This window comes from Ruminiclostridium cellobioparum subsp. termitidis CT1112, assembly GCF_000350485.1.
In the GTDB taxonomy this organism is placed as follows: domain Bacteria; phylum Bacillota; class Clostridia; order Acetivibrionales; family DSM-1351; genus Ruminiclostridium; species Ruminiclostridium termitidis.
The window spans coordinates 23938-47950 of the sequence record NZ_AORV01000046.1; the positions used below are offsets into that span (position 1 = coordinate 23938).

Annotated in this window: 22 protein-coding genes, 5 tRNA genes and 1 riboswitch; all 27 genes read right to left on the bottom strand. The window is 41.6% G+C overall.

Annotation, left to right across the window (positions count from 1 at the left end; genetic code table 11):
* Positions 1-34: 34 nt before the first annotated feature.
* Entirely contained in the window at positions 35-826 is a 792-nt protein-coding gene (locus tag CTER_RS17020) for an N-acetylmuramoyl-L-alanine amidase (protein WP_004627771.1), read from the bottom strand.
* A gap of 959 nt (positions 827-1785) precedes the next feature.
* Positions 1786-2637 carry a hypothetical protein gene (locus CTER_RS17025; RefSeq protein WP_004627641.1) on the bottom strand — a complete coding sequence of 284 codons (852 nt, stop codon included), beginning with the start codon at positions 2635-2637 and terminating at the stop codon, positions 1786-1788.
* Positions 2638-2639: 2 nt separating this feature from the next.
* The gene (locus CTER_RS17030) at positions 2640-3179 is read right to left on the bottom strand and encodes a hypothetical protein (protein WP_004627746.1); all 540 of its coding nucleotides are present in this window, start codon (positions 3177-3179) and stop codon (positions 2640-2642) included.
* Positions 3180-3394: 215 nt separating this feature from the next.
* Entirely contained in the window at positions 3395-5197 is a 1803-nt protein-coding gene (locus CTER_RS17035; RefSeq protein ID WP_004627621.1) for a leucine-rich repeat domain-containing protein, read from the bottom strand.
* A 244-nt stretch (positions 5198-5441) separates the two neighbouring features.
* The gene (locus CTER_RS28360; RefSeq protein ID WP_004627755.1) at positions 5442-5579 is read right to left on the bottom strand and encodes a hypothetical protein; all 138 of its coding nucleotides are present in this window, start codon (positions 5577-5579) and stop codon (positions 5442-5444) included.
* Positions 5580-5902: 323 nt separating this feature from the next.
* Entirely contained in the window at positions 5903-6373 is a 471-nt protein-coding gene (gene ribH, locus CTER_RS17040; RefSeq protein WP_004627618.1) for a 6,7-dimethyl-8-ribityllumazine synthase, read from the bottom strand.
* The gene (locus CTER_RS17045; protein ID WP_004627710.1) at positions 6370-7617 is read right to left on the bottom strand and encodes a bifunctional 3,4-dihydroxy-2-butanone-4-phosphate synthase/GTP cyclohydrolase II; all 1248 of its coding nucleotides are present in this window, start codon (positions 7615-7617) and stop codon (positions 6370-6372) included. The genes ribH and CTER_RS17045 overlap by 4 nt, the downstream gene beginning before the upstream one ends.
* A gap of 28 nt (positions 7618-7645) precedes the next feature.
* Positions 7646-8296 carry a riboflavin synthase gene (locus CTER_RS17050; RefSeq protein WP_004627557.1) on the bottom strand — a complete coding sequence of 217 codons (651 nt, stop codon included), beginning with the start codon at positions 8294-8296 and terminating at the stop codon, positions 7646-7648.
* Entirely contained in the window at positions 8278-9399 is a 1122-nt protein-coding gene (gene ribD, locus CTER_RS17055; RefSeq protein ID WP_004627614.1) for a bifunctional diaminohydroxyphosphoribosylaminopyrimidine deaminase/5-amino-6-(5-phosphoribosylamino)uracil reductase RibD, read from the bottom strand. Before ribD ends, CTER_RS17050 begins: the two co-directional genes overlap by 19 nt.
* 85 nt (positions 9400-9484) lie before the next feature.
* A riboswitch (FMN riboswitch) is annotated at positions 9485-9608 on the bottom strand.
* A gap of 207 nt (positions 9609-9815) precedes the next feature.
* Positions 9816-10679: a helix-turn-helix domain-containing protein gene (locus CTER_RS17060; protein WP_004627545.1), complete on the bottom strand. Its 864-nt coding sequence runs from the start codon at positions 10677-10679 to the stop codon at positions 9816-9818.
* 71 nt (positions 10680-10750) lie between these two features.
* Positions 10751-12463, bottom strand: coding sequence for a glycoside hydrolase family protein (locus CTER_RS17065; protein ID WP_004627731.1), 1713 nt, complete (start codon positions 12461-12463; stop codon positions 10751-10753).
* 268 nt (positions 12464-12731) lie between these two features.
* A tRNA-Cys gene (locus tag CTER_RS17070) sits at positions 12732-12806 on the bottom strand.
* Positions 12807-12850: 44 nt separating this feature from the next.
* Positions 12851-12925, bottom strand: a tRNA-Gly gene (locus CTER_RS17075).
* Positions 12926-13100: 175 nt separating this feature from the next.
* Positions 13101-13176 (bottom strand) — tRNA-Phe (locus CTER_RS17080).
* Positions 13177-13180: 4 nt separating this feature from the next.
* Positions 13181-13257: transfer RNA gene (locus CTER_RS17085), tRNA-Asp, on the bottom strand.
* A gap of 20 nt (positions 13258-13277) precedes the next feature.
* Positions 13278-13353: transfer RNA gene (locus CTER_RS17090), tRNA-Val, on the bottom strand.
* Between the two features lie 154 nt (positions 13354-13507).
* Entirely contained in the window at positions 13508-14383 is an 876-nt protein-coding gene (gene hslO, locus CTER_RS17095; protein ID WP_004627772.1) for an Hsp33 family molecular chaperone HslO, read from the bottom strand.
* A gap of 108 nt (positions 14384-14491) precedes the next feature.
* Positions 14492-14692: a cold-shock protein gene (locus CTER_RS17100; RefSeq protein ID WP_004627690.1), complete on the bottom strand. Its 201-nt coding sequence runs from the start codon at positions 14690-14692 to the stop codon at positions 14492-14494.
* 206 nt (positions 14693-14898) lie between these two features.
* Complete coding sequence (locus CTER_RS17105; RefSeq protein WP_004627767.1) at positions 14899-15687, bottom strand: class I SAM-dependent DNA methyltransferase; 789 nt, start codon at positions 15685-15687, stop codon at positions 14899-14901.
* A 21-nt stretch (positions 15688-15708) separates the two neighbouring features.
* Complete coding sequence (locus CTER_RS17110; protein WP_004627662.1) at positions 15709-15876, bottom strand: alpha/beta-type small acid-soluble spore protein; 168 nt, start codon at positions 15874-15876, stop codon at positions 15709-15711.
* 116 nt (positions 15877-15992) lie between these two features.
* Entirely contained in the window at positions 15993-17225 is a 1233-nt protein-coding gene (locus CTER_RS17115; protein ID WP_242835002.1) for a S41 family peptidase, read from the bottom strand.
* A gap of 180 nt (positions 17226-17405) precedes the next feature.
* A complete protein-coding gene (locus CTER_RS17120; protein ID WP_004627517.1) occupies positions 17406-18533 on the bottom strand; it encodes a murein hydrolase activator EnvC family protein in 1128 nt (375 codons plus the stop codon).
* A 96-nt stretch (positions 18534-18629) separates the two neighbouring features.
* A complete protein-coding gene (ftsX, locus tag CTER_RS17125) occupies positions 18630-19535 on the bottom strand; it encodes a permease-like cell division protein FtsX (RefSeq protein ID WP_004627696.1) in 906 nt (301 codons plus the stop codon).
* On the bottom strand, positions 19492-20211 hold the full coding sequence (ftsE, locus tag CTER_RS17130; protein ID WP_004627539.1) for a cell division ATP-binding protein FtsE: 720 nt from the start codon (positions 20209-20211) through the stop codon (positions 19492-19494). Before ftsE ends, ftsX begins: the two co-directional genes overlap by 44 nt.
* 19 nt (positions 20212-20230) lie before the next feature.
* Positions 20231-21310 carry a PucR family transcriptional regulator gene (locus CTER_RS17135; protein WP_004627629.1) on the bottom strand — a complete coding sequence of 360 codons (1080 nt, stop codon included), beginning with the start codon at positions 21308-21310 and terminating at the stop codon, positions 20231-20233.
* A gap of 106 nt (positions 21311-21416) precedes the next feature.
* Positions 21417-22652 carry an MFS transporter gene (locus tag CTER_RS17140; RefSeq protein ID WP_004627676.1) on the bottom strand — a complete coding sequence of 412 codons (1236 nt, stop codon included), beginning with the start codon at positions 22650-22652 and terminating at the stop codon, positions 21417-21419.
* A gap of 105 nt (positions 22653-22757) precedes the next feature.
* Positions 22758-23876: an ABC transporter ATP-binding protein gene (locus tag CTER_RS17145; protein ID WP_004627580.1), complete on the bottom strand. Its 1119-nt coding sequence runs from the start codon at positions 23874-23876 to the stop codon at positions 22758-22760.
* Between the last annotated feature and the right edge of the window lie 137 nt (positions 23877-24013).

The window sequence follows — 24013 nt, forward strand, 5'->3', positions numbered from 1 at the left end:
ACGGCAGAACCCTGATTAATAAACCGGTCAATTATTATTTCCCTTTTTCCGGGGCTTTGTCCCTGGCTTTATAGTAATTATCCACCCCAGCCTTTATTGCTGCTGACAGTTTGTTCTGATATTCCTCATTACCCAGCAGCTTCTCTTCATCCGAATTGGAGAGGAAACCGCACTCCACAACTACAGTGGGTGTTTTCAGATTCTTTAATATCATTATCTGGTCTTTTTTCACAAGCGCTGCTCTGTCATTGGCATTATCGGCATTCAGCCTTATGGAGTTCTGTATTTCATTTGCAAGTTTCTGACTGTCAGGTGAATTTGGAGGGAAGAAGGTCTGAGCCCCATGATATTTCGTCTGCGGGAACTTATTCAGGTGTATGCTTAAAACTATATCGGCTCCTGACTCATCCATTATTTTTTTCCTTCTTGTCAAGTCCTCTTTCCTTTTTTGCAATATGGTTTTTGCTTCGTCACTGTAAACCAGCCGGTCGGTTTCTCTTGTCAGAATAACCCTGTAGCCATCCTTTTCAAGCAGATTTTTTATAAGCATTGCAATATTTAAATTTATGTCCTTTTCTCTCAAACCGCTGTAATCGCTCACCGCCCCGGGATCTTCCCCGCCGTGGCCGGCATCAAGTATTACGGTCCTTGGAGCAGGTGCCGGTTCCGCGGGTGCCTGCTCACCTGCAGCTTGATTGTCTGTCTGCTTATCTCCAGTCACCGGCTTTGAATAGTCGACCGCAAAGCCAATGCTGAAAACTGTCAATGAGAATAAAAGCAGCAGGCAAACGAACAATATATTCTTTTTACTGATTACTACTATCATATTACCTCCATGAGCCACAATAGCGGCAAAAAATTGTTTATGAACTTTTGTTTATGAACTTTGTCTGTAAGAGTATGCTTATTATTATGGATATTCACAACTATCTCCGATATGCATAAAAAAAGATTTATAATTAAATTAACGCGTTGTGCCGGTTAATTTAATACGCTTACCCGGGTACTTTCCTGGTTAAAATCCAGTTGTAAAGACCATTTGAAACAGCTTTAACACATGTCTGTACAATCAATAGCGCTCCCGACCGCTATCCATCAATGGATCGCCTCCGAAGCTCTTGCCTGAAATAGTATGGCTTACTCAAGCACCTCTTTGCCGTCGCAGCGACTCGACCATCCGGGTCTCGCGTGCTGCTCAAATTGACCTCCTGTCAATTTCCCGGCACGATGTACTTGAATAAGCCTACAAATTTCAAGCAAGCTCTTCTAATCAGGCTTCTCATTGATGGATACATTCTCGCGCACTTTTGAAGCACGGTTCTTTAAAGCTGTTCCCGGTGAGGCAGCAGCTACTTATTAACGAAAAGTACCTGTTCTTTTAAACTAACACAACACGTTAAGTTAACCTGTTAAGCTAATTAAAACCAACTGGTACGAGAGGACAACTTCATAAAATAGGATGCACGGTTAAAAACAATTACGATAAATTGTCGACGAAGGTAAAGCGGTTTTGCCGGCAAAGCAGCAGGGACGCTGCTTTGAGCTTCAAATCGAGACAGGATGTCGAGTTTGAGCGACGGCAAAACTGCTTTAAATGAGGCGATACAATTTGCGTAATTGTTTTGTGGGCATCCTCATTTTATGAAGTTAGTGCGAAAGTACCAGCTAATAAAAAAATTACACAGGTAAAACAAAATCTAAATTAATTGACACAACGCGTCATTTTAAAAAGGACATATCCATCATCCGGATATGTCCTTTTTATCGGGTTCATTATAATAATTTTCAGCTTTGACTGGTGTATACCAGATCGTCTATTTCTCCGCCCAATTTCTTAATTACAGCACGCACATGGTTGAAGGTCGACCTGTCCATTTCTTTTATATTTTTTAGAATATATCCTCTTAACAGCGGGATAGCCCTTCCGTCACCATAATCCCCAAGCACCTCCACGGCAAGTTTCAGATTTGAAACCACTCTGAAAGCGTGCTTAAGAAAATTAAAAATCTCATCGGACTGATTGTCCCTGGATATCTCAGCAACACAGGCCAATAAATGTTCCTGTATCTCAGGCTGCTCTGTTGCATGGAAGGTCTTTATCAAATCCTCCAGAACCTCCACATCATATTCCACTAAAGCCGCACATACGGCTTCGGAAATCAAGTCATCTCTAAAGCACTCCAGCAGCAGCTCAATCAGTTTTTTCTTATATTCAGGGTATCTGAAACATCCGATGGCATATACCGACTGCGATACGGCTAAAACTTTTTTGGGCTCCTTGTTTTCCAGCCAGGCCTTTACAAAGCCGAATAATTTATCAGCCGCCTCTTCTCCGTATTCTTCCAGTCTGGCCATAAGAATATCGGGCACACCCACATCTGAAACAGATGAGATATCTATAAATAATTCTGTAAGTTCCTCCAGAGAAGAAATGGAATTTATATACTCCATGGGAGTTTGCATATCAAGTTCTGGAAGCTTTGAATTCAACCATTCAAACTCTATTTCAGCTACCAGCTTTTCTTCGTCTACTTTTATTTCACAATTCTCACTGGTAGCATGTTCTTCAAGATAGCTGCTAAAACCGGCATCAACAGCAAGATTATAACTTTCAGCCACTATAGTGTTCTTTGTCATTTTTACCAGAACCTTCTCTTTTTATTAGTCGTAGGCCGCTTCTTGGGTTGAAGGCCAAAAAGCCGTCTTATAAACGCATTCAGGTCAAAAGCCTTGTAACCTGCGAAATATCCCAAAAAGGACATTACAACAATTGTGGCCCAGGCTGCTATATATCCGGATACCCGGTATCCGCCCAGCTTTGCAATAAACAGCATGGGAGCCGCCAGCCCTTTTATCAGGTTCAGCTTTAAGACATCAAAATTAATAATCGGTGACTCAAAGCTGAGGAATGAAATGATTATTTGCAGCAGTACCATGGGAGCTATTGCAATCAAGGCATATATGATACTGTCGGTCAGCTTTACACTGCCATACCGTCTTTTGTCAACTCCGGTCAGGTGGTGCAGTTCGGAATATATCAGGAAAATCATTACAATAAAAATTGCAATGGAAAAAAGGCTGGCCTTGGAATAAAAGCCTATAAAAAATATATAAAAGAAAATCATTGCAAATAAGTAGTTCTTAAAAACCGCCCAGGCGCCGGTAAAATATTTCTTCATGTAACCCTCCGTTCCGCCTTACTCGCAGGCGGTATAAGCGGGAAATGCACAATGACTCATTTAATGTTATTATACAATACTCTATGAAAGTATTTCACCAAACAAGCAGCTTATTCCCAGCAAAAATTGATATATAACGAATTATAGCATACACAACCCATTAGGTACATTGTTTTAAAAAATTTTTATGGTAAACAGATATAGTAATCCTATTGCTAAAAATCCTTCTCAACCAATCCTGCTTTTATACTGTCAAGCTTTGCATAATTTACCGAGGTATTGCCTTTTAAGTACAAAATATTCAACTTCTTTAAATTAACCAATGGTGAATAATCCGTTATTATATTGTCCCTGATATATAATTCCGTCAGCGATGTTAATGCCGATAATGAACTTATGCTTGAAATCCTGTTTCCGTTCAGGGACAGCACCTCGAGCCCGGTAAGCGCCTTAAGCGGCGAAATATCGGATATGTTATTCCTCTGGAGGTATAACACCCTGAGATTTTTCAAATAGCTCAAACTGGTTATATCCGTTATCTGGGCATTGCTTATATCCAGATACTCCAGGTTGGTAAGTTTTTTCAGGTCGGAAAGTGTTTTTACCCCCGACGGTACGGCAAGTCTGTACACTTTGGACAATTCGCTGCTGTATATGGTTCCAGCGGGCTTCATCAGCTGCTTCCTCACTGCTGCTTCAACCACCCCGTCATTAAAGGTCACCTTTGCACCGGGTGCTGCCGGGGTCATCACAGGCAGAGCACTTAATATGCTGTCCCATACATCAAGGCCATATGCTTTTGAGGTCTTGTCGGTATAGTCGGGCACATTTGCCAGGCTCCACAGGGAAATACCGCCAAGGCCGTATTCCTTTACCATATCTATTTTTGCCTTTATGCTTTTGCTGTTCTCATACAAAGCAACATTATATGTGTGGTCTACTGCATTATAAAACTGGAGCACAGGACCCTGAAGCTCGTTATTGTAACCGTAAACCATTTTTACCGCCTTGCCGTCGGTATTCTGAATGCGGTTATAGAGCATCTGATATGTAGGTGTATTACGGGTTTCCATGCTTATAACCGATCCTGGGATCTTATTCCATGCATCGGCTGATGCAGCTTCAAACCGCCACTGTGCCGCATCAAAATTGATTTGAAGCATCACTCTGGACAGATTTGCCTTATCCACATTCTTTTTTATATCTTCCATCGCAAGTTTTATTTTCTTGATAGGTGCCAGACCGTCAATAGGACTCAGGCTATTGTATCCGGCATACTGCATTACCTGTCCTTTGTCCAGAACGGTTACCGGCTCGTAGTCATGGGCCATTACAATCATTTTGTCGGCTGTAGCCGCTATTTCCCCGTAATTGTAGCCTGAATAATTCAATAGAGGATTAACGGCAACATACAATTTTTTGTTAATGCCATTCAGCTGGGCTTTCAGCTCCTTAAGGAATTGAATATACCAGTCGCTGACAGACTTTCCGCCAATAATCATGTTTTTGCCGCTTATATCCTTATCCTGAAGCCCTTCAAAGTCAATTACCACACCGTCGAAATAGATGCCGCTGCCATTGCCCGCTTCGTTCTTCAGCAATTCTACTATTGCTTTTACCGCCTTATTCCGCTGTTCCTCATAGGGCAATATTGCTATTGCATTGACACTGTCGGAAAAAATATTCAGCTGGATGGATTTATTTTTGCTTTTGGCATATTTCAATACATCAGTATAATCCGCAGGATAATAAAACATTGTATTCCCATTTATACCCAGCTCGGTAACCACTCCCTGGTCCAGATCAGCGTACATTCTGCCCCATGCAAAACTTACCGAATCAAGTTCATCTATGTATTTTTTCATACTTTCGGAAAATGTCACCTGAGCAGGATAGAAAGCGTGCAGTTCCAGCTTCTGTTCCGGTTCGGCCTGTGCTGACAAAGTCAGATTGGGTACAAAACTGACCAGCATTGCAAGAATCAGAATTATACGTATTGCTGATTTTAAATTTTTCATTTTAACCCTTTAACCTCTGTCTTTCAATTATTTTCTAGCAAAATTTTCAAATAGCTTCCAGTGGTCTGTAACATCTGAAACGTATACGGTCCGGCAGCCACTGGTTTATATTTATTAATTTTACCATATTGTAGAGTCAGGGTATGTTAAAAATCCGTTACAAAGCTTAATTTTCCAGGATTCTGTAAACTTTGTTCAAAAAAACCCGGCAAAAATACTTGCCAGGTTTATCTATTTACCGTTTTTATTTACCTTTTTTATCATCTTTTTCAGAATTACCGGATTCTGCCTTCCCCCATTTATATTCCTTATTGAACGGCGATGCTTTTAAAAAACTGCCAATTTCCATGTCTACCTTTCCAAACGGATTCCAGCCTTTCATAATAAAACCTCCCTATAATTTGATTAAATAAACCGGTGTCCAATCCTCGATTTTTTAACAGTGATTACATTAACCAATTACGTGTACGCTTACATTTTCACTTCCCAAAACCATACAAGAGCCTGTTTAATACTCCATTGCGCCTGTCCTTTTGTCGGCTCTTATATAGATTATCCTACTCTAACAATTTAAAGGTTTCAAGGTAGCAAATGATTTTTTTTATATATTTATTTTTATTTATAAATCAAATTTTTATAGGTGTTAAATTTAGCTTATACATGCATTATTTTTAAATAAAATGTATTTGAAAGGCATATTTGGCATTATTTTAACTGTTTAAGCAGATTTGCCATTTCGATTGCGGTCACAGCGGCATCATATCCCTTGTTTCCAGCTTTTGTTCCCGCTCTTTCGACAGCCTGCTCTATGGTATCTGTTGTCAGAACTCCAAATATCACAGGGATCCCGGTATCCAATGAAACCTTTGCAATGCCCTTTGCCACTTCACCGGCAACATAGTCGAAATGCGGTGTAGAACCCCTTATGACGGCTCCAAGGCAGATGACCGCATCAAATTTTTGAGAAGCCGCCATTTTTTGTGCCGCAAGGGGTATCTCAAAAGCACCCGGTACCCAGGCTGCTTCGATGTCCTCTTCTTTTCCGCCGTGTCTTGAAATGGCATCTATTGCGCCGCTCAGCAGCCTGCTGCTGATAAATTCGTTGAACCTGCCTGTAATAATGCCCAACTTTAAACCCTCTGCAATCAAATTTCCTTCATGTGTTTTTATTGTCATGCTTTACCGCCCTCCTGATGTTTTAGTGTATTTGTGTCAATATTGACATCACCGAGTATATGTCCCATCTTTTCCTTTTTCGTCCTCATGTAAAATTCATTTGACTCATTGGTTTGAACCGTGATAGGCACTCTTTCAACCACCTCAAGTCCGTATCCCTCCAATCCGACCACTTTTTTGGGATTATTGGTCAAAAGCCTTATTTTTCTCACACCCAGATCATAAAGTATCTGAGCGCCAATGCCGTATTCCCGCAAATCCGGAGCAAAACCCAGCAGTTCATTGGCCTCTACGGTATCCTTACCCTTATCCTGCAGTTCATAGGCACGTATTTTATTTACCAGACCTATCCCGCGCCCCTCCTGACGCATATACAGCAGAATGCCCCTTCCCTCGCTGCCAATCTGTCTCATTGCGGCATCCAGCTGTTCTCCGCAGTCACATCTCTTTGAGTGGAAGGCATCTCCCGTCAGGCACTCTGAATGCACCCTTACCAGCACAGGTTCATCTGAACTGCCTATGTCCCCTTTGACCAGGGCAACATGGTGCTCGCCGTTCACAACATTTTCATAGGCCGCAATGGTAAAATTCCCGTATTCGGTGGGAAGTTCGGCAAAGGCGGCAGCCTTTACCAGTTTTTCGTTGTTTCTTCTATATCTGATCAATTCGGCTACAGTTATTACTTTAAGAGCATGCTTTTTTGAAAATTCCATCAACTGGGGTACTCTTGCCATGGTTCCATCATCATTCATGATCTCACATATCACTCCGGCAGGATACAAACCTGCCATTCTCGCAAGATCCACTGCCGCCTCGGTATGCCCCGAACGCTTCAACACACCGCCATCCCTGGCAATCAGCGGAAATATGTGCCCCGGTCTCAAAAAGTCATTGCTGCCCGAACCGGGGTCCACCAGCTTCTTTACGGTGTTTGCCCTTTCATGGGCCGATATGCCCGTTGTGGAGCTTTTGTGATCCACAGTGACGGTAAATGCGGTTTTCATACTTTCGGTATTCCTCTCCACCATCAGGCCAAGCCCCAACTCTACTGCACGTGCTTCGGTCACTGGGGCACATATCATTCCTCTTCCATATGAGGCCATAAAGTTAATGCTCCCGGGAGTTACCTTTTCAGCAGCCATCAGGAGGTCCCCTTCATTTTCACGGTCCTCATCATCCACGACTATGATCATCCTTCCCTGCCTTATATCTTCTATGGCCTCTTCAATAGTATTAAATTTCATTTCTTCTCCTCCTTTTCATTAAAGTTTATCAGGCAAAACCGTTTTCCCGGAGAAAATCCAGAGATATATCCCTGCCGGGTTCCGGTTTATACTTTTTGTTTAAAAGCTTTTCCACATACTTGCCTATCACATCACATTCAATATTGATCACGTCCCCGGCTTTCCTGGAGCCAAGGGTGGTTACTCCGGCAGTCAGCGGTATAAGTGACACTCTAAAACTCTTTTCATCCGCATGGGCAACTGTCAGACTTGTGCCATCCAGTGCAACCGAACCTTTCATGACAATGTAGTTCATGATGGCATCGGGGGCTTCAAGCGTAAGCCAGATGGCGTTATCCTCTTCCGTTCTTCCTGTCACAATTCCCGTACCGTCAATGTGTCCGGTTACAATATGCCCTCCCAGCCTGTCTGTTATCCTCAGAGCTCTTTCGAGATTTACCCTGTACGATAACTTTAATTTGTTAAGGCCGGTCCTTCTCATGGTTTCAGGCATGACATCAGCCGAGAACCCCTGCTCTCCCCGTTCGGTCACCGTAAGGCATATACCGTTCACTGCAATACTGTCCCCTGTCTTTACATCCTTCATTATGTTTGGACAGTGTATCGAAAGCCGGATGGACAGACTTCCATGTACAATTCCCCTGATTTCACCCACTTCCTCTATGATCCCTGTAAACATGAGACTCCTTTCACATACCCTTCTATCAGGATATCCTCATCAAACCTGCTTATACTGATATCCCTCAATTCAAGTGCATCTTTCATAAATTGTATTCCTTCCCCTTCAACCGGTGTTTTTGCATCCCTTCCTCCAATAATTTTGGGTGCTATAAACACCATTACCTTATCCACTATCTCTGAGTTCAATGCAGCGGCATTCAGGCCGCCGCCGCCCTCCAACAGCACACTGTCCATTTCCTCCCTGTGCAGCTCCTCCATCAGCCGGGACAGGTCAACATGTCCCTGGGCCCCATCCAGCTTGAAAATGCGTACACCCCTGTCTGTGAGTATTTTCTCCTTTTCACCCCCGATTGCCGATGTTGTTGCAAGTATAACGCCGGCTGCCGATCCGCTGTTGATAACCCGGCTGTCCACAGGTATTTTTCCCTTGCTGTCAACAATGATTCTGACAGGGTCATTGCCGCTTTTGTAACCCAGTCTTGTGGTAAGTGACGGGTTGTCGGTCAGGACCGTATTTATTCCCACCATGATGGCAGAAACTCTGTCCCGTATAATATGCACCTGTTCTCTCGAACTCTCTCCCGAAATCCATCTGGAGTCTCCAGCAAACGAGGCGATTTTTCCATCCAGTGTCATTGCGGTTTTCATGATGACAAAGGGCTTCTTTTCAGTGACATATTTGATAAATATCTCATTAAGCCTTCTAGCCTCTTTTTCAAGCACCCCCACAACAGTTTCAATTCCGGCATTCCTCAGCCTACTGATTCCCCTGCCGCAAACCTTTGGGTTGGGGTCTTCCATTGCAATCACCACTTTTCTGATACCGGCTTTAATAATTGCCTCGGCACAGGGCGGTGTCCTTCCGTAATGGGAGCAGGGCTCGAGGTTGACGTAGAGCGTCCCTCCCCCGACCTCTCCCTTTGCATTCCGGAAGGCTGCCACCTCCGCATGAGCACCGCCCAATTTCTCATGGCAGCCCTCGGCAATGATTTCTCCGTCCCGGACAATTACCGCACCCACAAGAGGATTGGGATTGGTTCTTCCCCATCCCCCTTTGGCAAGTTCCAGAGCTCTTCTCATATAATTTTCATCAATTTTCATAATACAAACTCCCTCATCCATCTTATAAAAACACAAAGTCCCCGGAGTAAAACTACCCCAGGGACGCAAAAAATACCAAAATAAAATACACTATCTTCCATCCAGACTGTACTGTCGGCTCCGGAATCTGACCGGATCTGCTTTCGCTCGCGGGCTCGCATTTTCATGCCTACCGCCGGTAAGGAATTTCACCTATCCCTGAAGTGTTTATAACACTATATACTATTCAATTAATTTAAATTTAGCATTTGGTTCATCAATAGTCAAGGCTATTTTTTTATTGCCTGTAAATTTTTATATCACTCATCTATCAGAACTAATTTTATTAAAAAAAGAAGTGTCACATAATGAAATTACTTTCACTATACAACACTCATTTAGAAAAACCGCTTGCGGGTTATACATTATTCATTGTGCTAAAGTAATAATTTTCTTCTAAATTCCTTAGGAGAACATTTGTTATATTTATAAAAAAATTTATAAAAATTTGCCATGTTGGGCATTCCAATTAGAGAGGCCGTTTCCAGTACCGAAACATCCCTTGTCAGTAAAATCAGTTCTGCATTTACAATTTTCTTATAATTTACATATTCTAAAAATGTTTTTCCTGTATACTTCTTAAAATACTTTCCAAAATAAAAATAATCCAGATTCATTAATTTTGCCGCTTCCTGCATATCAACCCTGCTACTTATATTTTTTTCAATATAGTCCAGTACCGGCAACAGTTTTATAATCCCGGAATCGTTTTTTAAATCCAGCAGGGAACTCCTGTCACTGCGTACAAGTTCAAGTATGATTTTGTAAATAAGACTGTACATGGCAATTTCATAACCCTTTTCTCTTCGGGCATACTCCCTTGAGATTTCATTTATATGGTCGAATATCCGCCGCTTGACCTCGGGGCTCTCGGTGAATATGTAGTTGAGCTTGCTATACAAACGGCCGGCTTCAGTAAAATATTTCATATAAGAGATGAGATTCTGTCCTATATACTTGAAAATATCGAACTGCAGAACAATATATTCCATAATGCCCTCATCCTTAAAGGAATGATGAGGTTCAAAGGAACCGATAATAGCCACATCCCCGGCAGTCAGTCTGAATATTTTGTCTTTGGTGTAAATACTGAATTCTCCTCTGACCACTGCTATGAGCTCCAGTTCATTATGATAATGCCACTTGCCCGTAACCTTTTCATTCCTGAATTCGTGCAAGACCCGAACAGGCTGCAGAGGATTATCATATACAATTTCTTCGCTGATATGACTTGGAACCATAGTATTCTCCTGAATTTTCCAGTAGTCCGCCGATAAACTTTATTAATATTATAGCACAGCAAATGTAACTTTTACTTTTTATTTTGTGCCTGCTGGGTCGGACCATAGTTAGCGGCACCGGTATATTGAACATCCTCAGCTGACGGGTGGTATTCAGGCTTGTTCAACTCCCTCTGGTAAAGCCGTAAGTGCTCTCCGCGAGGGAATATATCTATGACATCGCAGCCCCTCCACCAAACCGAGTATTCCTCACCGCGTACCGTTTCTTTTACTACTGCTGTCTCTATAGAATGTTCCAGCTCTACTTTTCTGCCTGCCGCTACATTCCTGAAGACTGCAAGGTTACCTTCAATTACGGGAGTATAATCCATTCCATTGATTTTTCCCCGGATATCCTTACCCATCCATTTATAAACCCTTATTGCCACATCACACTCCTGTGCCGGAGTGACGGAAATATAGCCCCTATCCGGATAGTCCATTGTCACCGCGGCTTGTTCTGTCTCCCTGTCAATGGGCATATTTACAATTACCATTCCATTATTGTATTCTACAGATCTGTTCCATACAATCTCCAGGGCTACAGGAGCCATCCCTACACAGCAGCCTGCTATGGAACGGAATTTTGACAACGATATGGAGTTTACCAATGAGCCACCGGTAAAACCTCCGAGCATTCTCTTGTCCATATCTCTGTAGGTTATTCCATTACTGTCAGGCAGTGTATTGTCTGTAACAACATAGGATGAAACCTTTACCTGATTTTCCACCAGCTGGTTCCGGGCAAACAGGGTCATATCATTCCAGTATTCCTCATATCCCGCAAGTATCAACTCGTTTGCACACTCAATCATATCTTTTATACAACAGGTTTCACAGTGTTCTTCATTCAACGGATGCCATTGCGCATATTCGGGAACCCAGCCGAAGGAAGATGATATGGAACGGATATAATCATATATGCCTTTACCTGCCTTTATATAGCGTTCATTACGGGTTACCCGGCCAAGCCTTGCAAGTCCGGATGCAACCCAGCCTGCTGAATGAACATGACCGAAAAATTCCATCTTATAATTAAAGTAATGTGAAGGACCCAGGAGATAGTTTGCAATACCGCCGGCCAGATCAATTGCAATTTCGTCATTTGCTATTTCATACCTGCGTACCAGAGCATGCAGCATGACTGCATTCCTGATTGCCTGTTCGCCCCGCCCGGTATGTCTCGTCAGGTCAAAGCCTCCATCCTTTAGATATACATCGTTGGGAAATTGGTATATAGGTTCTTTTTCTTCATAATCACCCGACCAGAAGGTTCTGACCTTTCTTTCAATGACCAGGTTCCTCATGCCTCTTATAAGATCAGACGCCCTCTTTTCCGCTTCCTTATCCTCGGGATTATTCTCCAGCATCCTGTTCAGTGCCGGGAGTATATATCCCATTTCATGAAAGGAACTGTGATTTGTATGTGTCCATGGATATTGTTCATGAAAGCGCAGTCCATGCTCTCCCCAGGACTTTAATACATGCCTGTAAAATGACTGCTGGACCACCGCTCCTTCTTCCGTCTTAAGCATTTTCCTGACCGCATCTATAGCTTCATACCAGGAACCAACCAGCTCTGCATCGTCCACCCGGCAATGTGCTGCTTCAGCAGGTTTTTTATGAGGTAAAACCAGCCAATAGGGCAGGTTGTCATATTTCGCATCCACCATCGATGTAAGATACCCTAAAACAAGTTTCGCATTTTTTAAAGGTTCGAATTTTTCATATATCCGATCTGACATATAAAATCCCTCCAACTGTATATTCTATTTAGTCATTACTTTGTTAAAGCAATTGACAGTTCCCGCAGGTTTATAAATAGATTATAAAGTTGATGGTCTTTAAATAAAATACGGCTTTTTGTCAGATTTATATGCTATTTTGTCATTTGGTAGATTTTGTGGTGGACGACTTCTCAACTCAGCCAAGGCGCCACCCCGACTTGACCAAGTTCAAGTCTGAATATATTTACATGCAAAAAACCCCAATCTTACGACTAGGGTTTTAATCTGGAGGCGCCACCCAGATTTGAACTGGGGAATAGAGGTTTTGCAGACCTCTGCCTTACCACTTGGCTATGGCGCCGTCAATATTGAGACAGACTACATCAGCAATCTGTCTCATTTTTTTGGAGCGGGTTAAGAGATTCGAACTCTCGACTTTCACCTTGGCAAGGTGACACTCTACCACTGAGTTAAACCCGCACTCTATCCTAAATTGTAAAAACCGTCGGATTACTTCGTCAGACTTCCTGTCCTGCGCTCCTCACTTATCACATAAGCTCCGGTGCTCGGCACTCGTCTTCCTCATACTCCTTGCTTTTTCCAATTTAATACTCATAAAGTCATCGGATTACTTCCATAGATTTTAAAAATCTAATGGTGCCCAGAGCCGGAATCGAACCAGCGACACGGGGATTTTCAGTCCCCTGCTCTACCGACTGAGCTATCTGGGCAAATTGGCGACCCGGAACGGGCTCGAACCGTCGACCTCCAGCGTGACAGGCTGGCATTCTAACCAACTGAACTACCGGGCCAATTTGTGTCTTCACGGAAATGGTGGGAACTATAGGGCTCGAACCTATGACCCTCTGCTTGTAAGGCAGATGCTCTCCCAGCTGAGCTAAGCTCCCAAGGTTATTTCCGTGAGCGACAATTGATAGTATATACAAGTTGCTGTATAAAGTCAATAACTTTTTTTCTTTTTTTTTAGAATTATTATCCGCAGACGTTAATATACTCTGAAAATCTTTCAAAATCAACGTATTATCAACTTCTTGCTGCTGTTCAGGTGTTTTCTTTTATAAGCTTTTCAATGTCTTCATGGCTAAAATTATACATTTTGTTGCAAAAATGACACTGGAGCTCGGCCCCTTTTCCATCCTCAAGAATTTCCAGCAAATCGTTCCTGCCTATGCTTATAAGATTTCTTTCCATCCTGTCACGAGAGCAGTTGCAGGTAAAGCTTGTGGGGATCTTTTCAATCACTCTGGGATTCATATCCTCAAGGAGCATGTCAAGAATCTGCTCAGGCGTTGCTCCGTCAGCAAGCAGCTTTGAAATGGACGGGAAGCCGATAAGTCTTTTTTCAAGCTTTTCCACCGTCTCCTCTTCCGCCCCCGGCATCAGCTGTATTATAAAGCCTCCTGCACTTGTAACTCCGTCCTTGTCCACCAGGACACCCAGTGCAACGGTGGATGGAACCTGCTCTGAGGTGGCAAAATAATAGGTGAGATCATCGGCTATTTCGCCTGAAACCAGATCTGCAAACCCTATATACGGCTCTCTAAGTCCCATATCCTTTATGACATTTATATACCCGTAACCCACCGCTGTCCTTATATCGAGCTTTCCACGCTCATTCAAAGGCAAATCCACATCGGGATTATGAACATACCCTCTTACATTTGCCATTGAATCTGCAGCCACTACAATGCCTCCAAGCGGCCCATCCCCTTTTATCTGGATGGTAAGTTTGTCCTTCTCACCCTTCAGCATTTTGGACATCATTCCGGCCGCTGTCAGAGTCCTGCCCAGTGCAGCCGTGGCTATGGGTGACAGGCCATGTATTACCGAGGCCTTGTTGACAAGCTCTGTGGTTACAGCTGCAAATGCCCTCACTGTTCCTTCTGCTGCTGTCGCACGTATAATGTAATCCTTCATAAATTTCTCCAATTTCTCAATTTATACTTTTCTAAAAATATTGAAAACCCCGATATATCGAATATATCGGGGTATAATGGCTACTTCAGTATATAGTTAAAGCAATTATTATGCTCTCTGAACGTTTGCAGCCTGAGGACCCTTAGCTCCTTCAACAACTTCAAAAACTACTTCTGAGCCTTCCTCAAGTGTTTTGTATCCATCCATAGTGATTGCTGAAAAATGAACAAATACGTCATTTCCGCCATCCCTTTCGATAAATCCAAATCCTTTTTCGGCATTAAACCATTTAACTCTTCCCTTTTCCATTGATTAATTCCTCCTGAAATATAACTAAACTGTTCTGCGACATAAGTCGCTGATTTGTAACAACATATAGAAGTTTAACATATATAGTCTAACCTGTCAAATCATATTTCATGTATGAATTTAGATAACCAAGTTATTAAATGTTGTTAGTATAAAATTATTTTACCACATTGATATACATTTATTCCATAAAACCAAACCAAATATTAGTCTTTTCTGCAAACGTAAAAATTCCGTTCACTCTTTAAGGATGGTTTTCTAAGTGTCAAATGGTCATATACAGAAATAAATTTTAAACCTGATTGATTTATAAACTGCATTATTTCCCCTTCATCATATGCTCTTTCAAAATGGGTTTCATCAAATCTTCTGTATAACTGTCCGTTCCTTACGAAAAAAGTTAAATCAAATCTTGCTTTTCTGGTTTTGGGATTGTATTCGTTTTCCCAAATGTAGGCGATGTCATCATCAACTTCGTAAAAAATATTGTTTGATAATATATTTTCAAACTTATAGGGTGTATTGACGTCAAATATAAACAAACCGCCCGGATTAAGGTAATTATGTACCAGCCTGAACATCCTTTGAACCTGAGCCGGCTTTATAAGGTAATTAAAACTGTCAAGCAGGCATACGATAACATCAACCGTTCCATACAGTTCAAAACTGCTCATATCCTGGTTTAAAAAAAGTATGTCGGCACCCTCCTCCGCCGCTTTTTCAGCTGCACGGTCCAGCATATCACTGGATAAATCCAGGCAGATCATCTCATAGCCTCTTTTTGACATTTCAATTCCGAAACTGCCTGTCCCGCAGCCCAATTCCAATACCATGGACGCTTCTTTTTTATTTTTATGTATTATCTTTTCAATGAAATCCGCCCACCCGGGATAGTCTATGTCAAGGGTCAAATTATCATATACATAGGCAAAACTGTTATAAATAACAAACACATCCTTAGTTTTTATTGTATTTTTCAGTATGTATTTTACCATATATTCAAGAAAGCCAGCAAATTATATCTGCTGACTTTCCTGCAATTGAGTCTTTTTTCTTTTTGTGACCAGACCACCTATCCTTCCGGTTTCCTTCGGACTTAAACTTTTCCAGCCATATTTCTTTACTTTTTCAATTAAACCCAATTCCTGTGCAATTTCATATTTTAACTTCTCATTTTCATCCACCTGTCAACACCTCCTAATGGTATTATGTGGATATTTTCATGATTTTATACCTGAAATTGCCTTATACAAAAAATTTTCATTAAACAATCCGGCTTCCCGTTTAAATATATTATCCATTATCTGTCCTGCAGGACCTGTATGGCTTTCTGAAGCTGAAGATCATCCTCTCTGGGTATTGCAGACACAGGTGTGTCTTTATACTTATCCGGGAGTTTTATTTCAATATCCGGCTTGATACCTTCTCCGTGAATACAAACACCGGAAGGGGTAAAATATCTCGCAATAGTCACCTTTAAACCGGTTCCGTCGTCGAAGCTGTATGTGGTCTGAACCAGGCCCTTACCGAAGGTTTTTGTACCAATGAGCGTACCCTTTTTAAAGTCCTTGATGGCTCCGGCCAGTATTTCCGAGGCACTTGCACTATTCCCGTTGGTCAATACGGCAATGGGCAGGTTCAGCTCGGTTGCATCGGATTTTTGGAAGTTTTTCTTGCCCTGTCTGTCTTCGGTATAAACTATCGTCCCTTTCGGCAGAATTCTGTCGGCCATGGAAACAACTTCATTATAAAGGCCTCCGGGATTATCCCGTACATCAATTATTACAGATTTGGCCCCCTGCTCAACAAGCTTGTTAAGCTGGCTGATGAAGTTCTCACTGATATTTTCATCAAACATTTTCAACTTGATGTAGGCAATATTATTTTCCAGCATTTCACTCCTGATATTGCGTATGGCCTTGATCTTCTTTCTTACAACCCGTACATCAAAAGTACTGTTTTCGGATTGTCTGAGTATGGTCAGCACCGTTTCGGTATTCTCCTGCCCCTTGATCATACTGGCAACCAGTGCTTCATCCCTGAGCCCGGTAATGTCCTTTCCGTCAATTTTAAGTATCTTGTCGCCCTGTCTGATGCCGGCAGCTTTTGCAGGTGAGTCATCAAAGGGCTCCAGGACAGTTATTATCCCGTTTTTATCAAGCATTATTGGCAGACCCACACCTACATATTCATCTTCGGTATGTCTCTGCATATCGGTAAATGCTTTCATCTGGTCTTTGTTATAATATACTGTATAGGGGTCCTTAAGCGAATCCGCCATTCCTGAGATTGCACCTTCCAGCAGTTTATTTGTATCTATTTCTTCATAGAAGGATTTCTGCAAAATGCTTCTCACTTCATTGAATTTTTGTACAGAAGATCTGGTAACATTACTTTTCTCAAACGACAATGAATACCTTCCGTTAATATAGGTAAATCCCACAAACAGCAGCGCCGATACCGTAAAACATATGATTGCTGTCATTGCTATTACTCCGGCCATTTGTCTGTTATCTTTTTTGTAGATATTCAATATGATACACCCCTAATCCTTATAATTTATCAACATGATTTCAAACTATAATGTAGTATTTATAAAACCAGCATAGATTGTCATATATATTGATATGCTTAAAAACATAATATTAAACCCGCATTTTTATATGCGGGTTTTTAAAATAGCTATAAATATTCTTGTTCAATGGTTCACCTGTTAAACATAACCCTGAGGATTAACGGTAGATCCATCCTTACGAACCTCAAAATGCAGGTGAGGACCCGTTGACAGGCCTGTACTGCCCACTTTGCCTATGGTGTCACCCCGTTCAACCCTGTCTCCTACTTTTACGAGGATTTTACTTTGATGGGCGTACAGTGTGGCTAATCCACCACCATGGTCAATTATAACACAATTGCCGTAACCGCCGTTCCAGCCGGCCATTATTACTTTTCCCGAATTGGCCGCTATTATCTTGGCACCTGACGGAGCATCTATATCAATACCTGTGTGCATTTTCTTAACTTTATATATAGGATGTATTCTCATGCCATATGGCGAAGACACCCTTGTATACCCCGGAGTAGGCCATTTCATAATACCGCCGGCATATTTGGTGTTTTTATCCATTAATTGAGCCAGCTGCTTTTCCAGCTTTTTGGACAATTCAATTAATTCATCTTCTTTTTTCTCAGCCTGCTTCAGTCTGTTTTTGGACTCTTCAATTTCCGATTCAGCCTTGGCCCTTGAGATCTTATAGTCCGAAGCCTTGGTGCTCAGTTTTTTCAGCTCTGCTTCCTTGTTTTCAAGCTCCTGGTATTTTGTCTGTTTCTGAAGCTCGGTGTTTTCCTTGCTGAGGGCTATGTCCTGAATAAGCTTTTCATCATTTTTCTTGACAATTGACATCAGGTCCATTCTGGAGAAGAATTCGCTCAGGTTTTTTGATTCAACATACAGCTCCAGGGTCGATTGGTTCATATTCTGATACATTACCCGCATTCTTGTTTTGAATAACTCGGTCTTCTTTTCATAGTTAGCCTGAATGTCATCTATCTCCTGGCTGATTTTCTCAATGTCCGACTGGACATTTGAAACTTCCTGGGATTTATCGTTTAAGCTTTTTTCGACCTTTTGTGTCTGGGCCTCATAATATTCTTTTTCCTGGGTACTTTCCTTTATTTGCTGGGAAGCCGCCTTTTTCTCTCCGGCCACCTTCTTGATTTCACTGCTTACACTCTGCTGCTGCTGTTTTGTTTTATCAATAGTGGATGCTGCGCTGGCAGGTATAATGACACATGAAAATATGTAAATAACAACCAACGCTACCGTTGACAATCTCTTCATCTTATCCCCCCATATTTATCCTATGTTTTTTTTAATAAAATAATAAACCCACAAATCCCATTATACAACAAAAATTTATTTATTTAAAGATAATTACTAAACATGCAAATGCTTCCTGATTGACATTACACTTCCCGAGGCACCTATCAAAGCACTGATTCCCACATATATCAGAATCAGAGTACTCCATACGCCGCCAAACTGAACCATTTCAAATCCCCCGCTGAACTGTTCGGACAGCCTGGGCTGTGCAAATCCGTATATATAAGCTACCAGAACAAATGCAATAACGGCCCCCAGAAACCCCATCAATACTCCTTCGAAAACAAAGGGCCAGCGGATAAACCAGTCGGTCGCACCTATGTATTTCATAATATTTATTTCCTTGCGCCTTGCAAAAACCGTCAGCTTGATAGTATTGGAAATAATAAATAACGATATAATCAGCAATAGCCCAATCAGCACAAAGCTGACAATTTTGACCCAGTTTGACACCTGCAAAATAAAATCTATGGTTTTCTGAGAATACCTGACATTGTCAACACCGGCCAGTGACTCCAGCTCTTTTGCCACACTGGCGCTGTTCTGGGGATCTTTTACCTTTACTGTAAATGATACGAACATCATGCTCTCATCGTAGCCTTCCAAAATGTCCGAACCGCCCAAATCCTTTTTTTCAGTGTCAAGGTATTGTTTTAATTTTTCAAAGGCTTCTTTTTTTGAAACCTCTTCGTAGCTCTCTATGTATTGGTTATTGGCAATTTCGGTTTTAACAGCCTCCACCTGCTCATCTGTCAGTTCCGGCAGGCAGTTTACCTGCATTTGAGGAGTCTTATACAACAAATCCAGATTATGATTCAAATTAATCAATATCAGGTAAAAAACTCCGAACAAAATAAGTGCTGCGCTGATAATACTTATTGATGCCAAAGACATTAATCGGTTTCTGTACGCGTTTTTAAAACTTTCCTTCAGAATATATCTTAAACTCCGTATCTTCATCCCCGTAAAGCCCTTTCTGCTGATCTCTGATAATTTTACCCTTGTCGATGGCAATAACCCTCTTTTTCATTGCATCAACAATACTTTTTTCATGTGTAGCAACTATTACTGTAGTACCTCTCTGATTTACCTCAGAAAGAAGTTTAACTATTTCCCAGGAGTTTTCGGGATCAAGATTTCCTGTCGGTTCATCAGCAATCAGTAAAGCCGGATTATTAACCAGAGATCTGGCAATGGCAACACGCTGCTGCTCACCACCGGACAGCTGGTGAGGATATGCGTTGGCTTTACGGCTCAGACCAACCAATGCCAGAGACATCGGCACCTGCCTGCGGATTTCTCTTGGGAGGCATTCGGTTATTTCCATGGCAAAAGCAACATTTTCATATACAGTTTTGTTTGGAAGCAGCCTGAAGTCCTGAAACACCATTCCCATGCCGCGGCGTAAATATGGAATTTGTTTGGGTACTAAAGTCGAAAGTTGATACCCGTTAACTATTACTTCGCCCTCCGTTACAGTTTCCTCTTTCATTAAAAGCTTTAGCAGTGTCGATTTGCCTGACCCGCTTGTCCCGACAATAAAAGCAAAGTCACCCTTATTTATTTTGAGATTTATTCCTTTTAGAGCAACTGTTCCATTGGGATATCTTTTCATTACATCTATAAACTCAACCAATTGGATTACCCCTTATCTTTTAGTCATTTATATTGGCCAGGTATTTTTTGACCAATATAGCCAGTTTGAAGATAACAGCATCATCAAAGCTGGTCAGCTCCAGCCCGGTCAGCCTCTTGATTTTTTCCAGTCTGTAAACAAGAGTATTTCTGTGGATATAGAGCTGCCTTGCGGTTTCGCTAACATTCAGATTGTTTTCAAAGAACTTCTGTATTGTCAGCATGGTTTCATTATCCAATGAATCGGCAGAATTATCCTTGAACACTTCATCTAAAAACAACTGGCATAAGGATGTAGGAATATGATACACCAGACGTCCTATTCCAAGATTGTTATAGTCATAAATATTATTTTCCTCACTGAAAATATGACCGATAATCATGGACATCTGAGCTTCCTTGTACGACTTGGTAATATCCTTTAAATTGGCAATAATAGTACCGATTCCGACAGATGCCTTTACCATCAGCTCGGCATTCAGGGTATCAATGATTATCCTTGCTATTTTGAATACTTCCTTATAATCATCCTTGCTCTTGACTTCTTTTACAAGGACAACATTGTCATTGTCTATTACAACGACAAAATCCTTGCTCTTGTTTGGGAACAAACTTTCAATAACTTCATGAACATGTATATCACGCTCACTTGTGGCATTTACCAGGAAAACCACTCTCATGGCATTGTAATCGATGTGAAGCTCCTTGGATCTTACCAGAATATCACCCGGTAAAATATTTTCTACTATAATATTCTTAATAAATGTATTTTTATCATATTTTTCATCATAATAACTTTTTAAATTAAGGATATTTAAAGTGAATAACTCAAGGTATTTGATATCCTGGGGCTCACTGGACTGAATAAAGGTTATGAACTCAACCTTGTTTTTAACGACAACCTTGTTGTAAATCCGGCCGTTAATAGTCTGCTGAAGGTTCTTTTCCTGTAGAAAGGCTGCTGCATTGGGATCCTGCTGTCCAATCATCTGAAAATTGGAATGTGATATTATAATACCACTATCGTCAGTTACCCCGACTTCTTTATTTATAATTTCGCTATATTTGTCCGATAGCGTCTGAAATAGTTTAACAGACATACTTACCTCCTGCTTTCGAAATATGTGAATTTTCTTCCAATCAGTTCACAATATATTAAAATTATACACTATAACACTTTTTTTTACTACAATGCATATTGTAAATTTATTTTGAATAGTCCTTTGTCCTAAATACTGCCAGTCCCAATAGCATTATAACCGGGAAAACGGCAGCAGCCAGCAGGCCTGATTTCAAGCCCAGCTGTTCGGGCTGCAGGCTGTATTCCGCTGCCAGCCTGAGGAGTTTTTCGGATTTTTGTGAAAAATCCGATATCCATCCGGCAAGCCACGGTCCGAATGCACATCCCAAATCACCAAATATTGCAAGTATTCCAAACATAGCCGTTCCGCCCTTTGGATAGCGTCCGGCCGTCAGGCTGAAAACACCGGGCCACATCAGGCTGACAGCAAAACCGCATGCCGCACAGCTCAAAAGTGATATTACAGGCACCTGCACAAACGCCGTAATAAGATAGCAGGCTACACAAAGTGCGGCACTGGCTGCAAGCGACCTCTCCAGGTGAATCCTGTGTCCCCATATTCCATATATGGTCCTGCCTGTTCCCATCAGTACTGCAAACAGACAGGGGCCCAGCAAATCCCCCATCACCTTTGGAACCTGAAGGCCTTTTTCGGCAAAGAGCGATGCCCATTGGGACATTGCCTGCTCGGAAGCTCCGGCACACAGCATGAGCAGCATTGCTGTAATAAACAAACGTGAATTGAGAAGTTTTCTCACAGGTATTTTTTCATGTTCGGGCATTGCTTCCACCAGAGGAACTTTTATAAATCTTATCATATTATATAATGGTATAATTGCCCAGGCAACAGGAAGCATATACCAGGAACCATCACCCATGCTTCTCAGCAGCAGAGTGGTTACCGCCACAACCCCGACCTGCCCCCAGGAATAGAAGGAGTGCAGCAGGCTCATGGCAGAGGCTTTGGCATCTCCGGGCAAAGAATCCACAATGGGGCTCACCAGTACCTCAATAAGACCTCCCCCAATGGCATATATAACAACTGAAACCATCAGCCCTGCGTACGCTGACGGAAATAAGCGGGGCAGTATGCCCAATGCTATAAGTCCGGCTGCGCTGAATGCATGTGCTGAAACGATTGAAATCCTGTAACCGATCCTGTCCACATATTTGACAGCCAGGGCATCCACAACCAGCTGTGTTCCAAAATTCAGCAATATCAATCTTCCTATCATTTCGAAGGAAATTTGGAAGCTGTTCTGAAATATTATAAAAAGCAGCGGAGCCAGATTATTAACGATAGCCTGTGTAATATAACCCAAATAGCAGGCATGAAGAGTACTTTTGTATGCAAGCTTCATTTCAAACTCCTTTAATGATTATCTTTTGTAAACCTGCTATTTATCATTCTAATTCAGAATATAAAAAAAGGAAAGCCTAAGCTTTCCTTTTTTGCTTTATTATTATCAGTTAATAATTGTGCGCTCGGTTTCCTTGTCAAACAGGTGAATCTTGTTTGCATCAAATGCAACCTTGATAACATCACCGGTCTTGGTCTTTGATCTGGCGTTAACTCTTGCCGTGGTAGTTGCTGTAGCTCCTTCAATTATCATGTAAAGGAAGGTTTCAGCACCAAGCATTTCAACCAGGTCAACATGGGCTTCAACAATACTGTCTGACATTGATTCCAGATACATGGCTTCGTCATGTATATTTTCAGGTCTGATACCAAGGATAACTTCCTTGCCGATGTAATCAGTTCCTTCAAGTTTCTTGGCTTTTCCTTCTGGAATTTTAATGTCGCTCTTACCGAATACGAGGTGCAAATCATTGCCGCGTTGTGTAAGAACAGCATTTACAAGGTTCATTTGCGGGCTGCCGATAAATGTAGCAACAAACTGGTTGCAAGGTCTGTCGTAAAGTGAAGTCGGTGAATCAACCTGCTGGATGTAACCGTCTTTCATAACAACAATTCTTGTACCCATTGTCATAGCTTCTGTCTGGTCATGTGTTACATATATAAATGTTGTGTTAAGTCTGTTGTGAAGTCTTCCTATCTCAGTTCTCATCTGTACTCTGAGCTTTGCATCCAGGTTTGAAAGAGGTTCGTCCATTAAGAATACTTTAGGTTCACGTACTATAGCACGGCCCAATGCAACTCTCTGTCTCTGACCACCTGACAAAGCCTTTGGCTTTCTATCAAGCAAATGCTCTATATCAAGTATTTTTGCTGCTTCATTAACACGTTTTTTGATTTCATCCTTTGGAGTTTTTCTGAGTTTCAAACCAAAAGCCATATTATCGAAAACTGTCATATGAGGATACAATGCGTAGTTCTGGAAAACCATTGCTATATCTCTATCCTTAGGAGCAACATCATTAACCAATTTATCTCCAATGTACAATTCACCTTCTGAAATTTCTTCCAAACCGGCGATCATCCTGAGTGTAGTGGTTTTACCACAACCTGAAGGTCCAACCAGAACGAGGAATTCATTGTGTTCGATATCAAGGTTAAAATCATTAACTGCAGTTACCCCACCTGCATATCTCTTGTAAATATTCTTTAGCTTTAAGCTAGCCATTTTTATTACCTCCCCAAAACTCGCTATTTGTTTTCACGCAAATTTGTATTTATTACTTCTATACTAATATGATACACTGCAAGCCTGGTACAAACCATATTGCTTTTTAACAAAATTAAATTTTTGCTTTTAGTACT

Excerpts from the sequence above, each read along its gene's own strand:
- CTER_RS17020 (WP_004627771.1), bottom strand. The coding sequence starts at position 826 with ATGATAGTAGTAATCAGTAAAAAGAATATATTGTTCGTTTGCCTGCTG.
- CTER_RS17025 (WP_004627641.1), bottom strand. The coding sequence starts at position 2,637 with ATGACAAAGAACACTATAGTGGCTGAAAGTTATAATCTTGCTGTTGAT.
- CTER_RS17030 (WP_004627746.1), bottom strand. The coding sequence starts at position 3,179 with ATGAAGAAATATTTTACCGGCGCCTGGGCGGTTTTTAAGAACTACTTA.
- CTER_RS17035 (WP_004627621.1), bottom strand. The coding sequence starts at position 5,197 with ATGAAAAATTTAAAATCAGCAATACGTATAATTCTGATTCTTGCAATG.
- CTER_RS28360 (WP_004627755.1), bottom strand. The coding sequence starts at position 5,579 with ATGAAAGGCTGGAATCCGTTTGGAAAGGTAGACATGGAAATTGGCAGT.
- ribH (WP_004627618.1), bottom strand. The coding sequence starts at position 6,373 with ATGACAATAAAAACACATGAAGGAAATTTGATTGCAGAGGGTTTAAAG.
- CTER_RS17045 (WP_004627710.1), bottom strand. The coding sequence starts at position 7,617 with ATGAAATTTAATACTATTGAAGAGGCCATAGAAGATATAAGGCAGGGA.
- CTER_RS17050 (WP_004627557.1), bottom strand. The coding sequence starts at position 8,296 with ATGTTTACAGGGATCATAGAGGAAGTGGGTGAAATCAGGGGAATTGTA.
- ribD (WP_004627614.1), bottom strand. The coding sequence starts at position 9,399 with ATGAAAATTGATGAAAATTATATGAGAAGAGCTCTGGAACTTGCCAAA.
- CTER_RS17060 (WP_004627545.1), bottom strand. The coding sequence starts at position 10,679 with ATGGTTCCAAGTCATATCAGCGAAGAAATTGTATATGATAATCCTCTG.
- CTER_RS17065 (WP_004627731.1), bottom strand. The coding sequence starts at position 12,463 with ATGTCAGATCGGATATATGAAAAATTCGAACCTTTAAAAAATGCGAAA.
- hslO (WP_004627772.1), bottom strand. The coding sequence starts at position 14,383 with ATGAAGGATTACATTATACGTGCGACAGCAGCAGAAGGAACAGTGAGG.
- CTER_RS17100 (WP_004627690.1), bottom strand. The coding sequence starts at position 14,692 with ATGGAAAAGGGAAGAGTTAAATGGTTTAATGCCGAAAAAGGATTTGGA.
- CTER_RS17105 (WP_004627767.1), bottom strand. The coding sequence starts at position 15,687 with ATGGTAAAATACATACTGAAAAATACAATAAAAACTAAGGATGTGTTT.
- CTER_RS17120 (WP_004627517.1), bottom strand. The coding sequence starts at position 18,533 with ATGAAGAGATTGTCAACGGTAGCGTTGGTTGTTATTTACATATTTTCA.
- ftsX (WP_004627696.1), bottom strand. The coding sequence starts at position 19,535 with ATGAAGATACGGAGTTTAAGATATATTCTGAAGGAAAGTTTTAAAAAC.
- CTER_RS17135 (WP_004627629.1), bottom strand. The coding sequence starts at position 21,310 with ATGTCTGTTAAACTATTTCAGACGCTATCGGACAAATATAGCGAAATT.
- CTER_RS17140 (WP_004627676.1), bottom strand. The coding sequence starts at position 22,652 with ATGAAGCTTGCATACAAAAGTACTCTTCATGCCTGCTATTTGGGTTAT.
- CTER_RS17145 (WP_004627580.1), bottom strand. The coding sequence starts at position 23,876 with ATGGCTAGCTTAAAGCTAAAGAATATTTACAAGAGATATGCAGGTGGG.